This window comes from Planctomycetota bacterium, assembly GCA_035384565.1.
Classification (GTDB): Bacteria; Planctomycetota; PUPC01; order DSUN01; family DSUN01; genus DAOOIT01.
The window spans coordinates 1-2,605 of record DAOOIT010000151.1; the positions used below are offsets into that span (position 1 = coordinate 1).

Sequence of the window (2,605 nt, forward strand, 5' to 3'; positions counted from 1 at the left end):
CCGCCGTCGTCGCGACCCCCGCCTCGGGCTCCACCTTCCCCCTGGGCACCACGAAAGTGACCGTGCGCGCCACCGACGCCTCGGGCAACTGGGTCGAGTCGTTCTTCGACATCGTCGTCGTGGACACCACGCCGCCCACTCTCACTCCTCCCCCCGACAAGACCGTCGAGCAAACCAGCCCGGCGGGAACGCCGGTGGACATTGGCGCAGCCACAGTGTCGGACATCTGCGATATCGCCGCTGCGGCGACCAATGACGCCCCCGCCCTCTTCCCAGTCGGCCTGACCACTGTGACGTGGCAGGCAACAGACGCCTCGGGGAACCGCGCAACGGCCGTGCAGCGCATCCATGTGATGGACACGACGCCCCCCGTGGTGACGGTGGTCTCTCCCAACGGCGGCGAGCAGATTCGAGGCGGGAGCGCCAGCGAAATCCGATGGGTCACCACTGATCTCAACAAGGATACGGTAACTATCGAGTGGACAACCGATGATGGCGCATGGGCAGTCATCGCCACGGGCGTCCCGGACACGGGCGCGTACCCGTGGGATCCCGTGCCGGGGATCGACTCTGGTTCGTGCAGGATCCGCGTCACGGCGCGGGACACGGGCGGCTTGACCGGCTCGGACGTGTCCGATGCGGACTTCACCGTTGACAGCACGCCACCCGAGGTGGCCGTAGCCTCGGTCAAGCAGGGCGGTATCGAGCTGCTCGCCGGCCTGGCCGCGGGGCGCGGCACAGTCGCCATCCAGGTGACCGCCTCGGATGCACTGACCGGCATCGGCGCTCCTCCTGCGGTCACGCTCACGTTCGCCGACGCCTCCACCGCCGCCGCCAGCTATGTCGGCGAGGCGCCCGCGGGGACCTTCAACTACGCCTACACGCTCACTGGGGCCACGCCCAACGGCGTCTGCCTGGTGGATGCACACGCAGCGGACGGCGTGGGGAACGCCGGCGCCGCGGTGCCGAAGCAATTCCTGGTGAACGTGACGGTGCTGACGGCCGTGGTGCAACTCGAGGGCTACAAGGGCAGTCCGGGCGCCCTTCTCCCCCTGCGATTCGTCTTCACGAACGACGCGGGCACTGCGCTGGGCACGTGCGACGTGCCCGTGGCCTTCACGAACGGGCGAGACACGGAGAGCGTGGCCATCGAATTCGTGCCCGCCGGCGCCACGCGGGTGAGTTGCAAGGAGATCCGACACTTCCTGCGTCGCCGCGTGGCCATCGCCGGCACCGGCAGCGACCTCACGGCGGCTTTCACCGGGACCGCCATGCTGCTCGGCGGCGACTACAACAACGACAATCTAGTCGAAGCCACCGACTTCTCCCAATTCCTGCGCGACTTCAGCAGGACCGACAGGCCGGAATCCGACATCAACGGCGATGGAGTGGTTGACATCCTGGAGTTCGGCTATATCAGGAACCACTACTTCACGAGCGGAGACCCGCAGTAGCTCGCCAGAGGGCCGGCCGCTTCATCGTCCGTCGGCGGCGATTGCTCATCGAGGGCTGCGATGCATGACGCTCGGAGTGGGGTGGGGCGCCTGGGCTCATTGGCACCTGGGTTTCAATGACCCGAGCACCGCGGGCTGGGCGATTTTCACAGGTTACTTCGTGGCTTCGGCGTTGTGCCTCATGGCGGCCCGGCGGTCGAGGCAGCCTGACAGGCCCCGCAGCGAGCGTCGGGCACGGCTATTCTGGCGGACTGTCGCCGTCCTCCTCGCCGTACTGGGCGCCAACAAGCAGCTCGACCTTCAGACGCTGCTCACAGACATCGGCCGTGAGGCGGCGCGGTCGGGGGGCTGGTACGCCCAGCACAGGACAGTGCAGGCATTCTTCGTCGCTGGCCTGTGCGTTCTGGGCATCGCCCTCCTGGTGGCCACGGGCCTCCTGATGCGCCGCAGCCTGATGCCCATCTGGGTGGCCATGGCGGGGATCACAGTGCTTGGTTGTTTCGTTCTGGTCAGGGCAGCCTCTTTCCACCACGTTGACAAGACGCTGGGCATGAACCTCGCAGGTCTGAGGCTATGCTGGCTCATCGAGGCGGTCGGGATAGCCCTCACCGCGGTGTCGGCCGCCTCTGCCTTGAGGCACCCGAGCGCACCTGCGGCGCACGGCTAGCCACGTTCCGGCGCCGGTTCATCGCGCGCCAAGGGCTCGCGGCATCCGTGTCGCGCCCGGGCCCGATGACAGCTTCGGAGCCGGTTCCAGGGCCAAGCCGGGATGCTCTCTTTGGGCCGCCCGGACCTCTTCCTTGATTCGCTGGATGTGCCCGCGGCCCATGCCCTTGACCTCACACCCCAACTCGAAGTAGCGGCGGATTCGGCGATCGTCGAGCATGCCAAAGCAGTCAACCACCGCCAACGGTCCGCCTGCCCACGCGACAACCTCGTCGGGGTCCAGCTCGAGATAGGGCCGGTGCCGAACCGCGAGCACGACCGCCTCTGCGTCGGCCAGAGAGGCACGGAGGTCCTTCTGCACGCGGATCTTGCTCAGGTCGTCCTGGTTGCGGAAGAAGCGTCTCAGCGATCTTCCCGTGGCGGGGTAGCTCTCCTAGTTCTCCAGCTCGTGCCAGTGGTCTACGTAGGGGTCGTGCACACGCATC

At 67.3% G+C, this 2,605-nt stretch carries 2 protein-coding genes and 1 pseudogene; 2 read left to right on the plus strand and 1 reads right to left on the minus strand.

All coding sequences use genetic code 11. The annotated features are described in order from the left end of the window. A partial coding sequence (locus PLE19_23970) for an HYR domain-containing protein (GenBank protein HPD18006.1) occupies nucleotides 1–1,454 on the plus strand: 1,454 nt, incomplete at its 5' end. Between the two features lie 64 nt (nucleotides 1,455–1,518). Further along, on the plus strand, nucleotides 1,519–2,121 hold the full coding sequence (locus tag PLE19_23975) for a hypothetical protein (GenBank protein HPD18007.1): 603 nt from the start codon (nucleotides 1,519–1,521) through the stop codon (nucleotides 2,119–2,121). Nucleotides 2,122–2,235: 114 nt separating this feature from the next. On the opposite strand, the pseudogene PLE19_23980 reads toward PLE19_23975, so the two are convergent. Beyond that, nucleotides 2,236–2,605, minus strand: a pseudogene (locus tag PLE19_23980) (UDP binding domain-containing protein).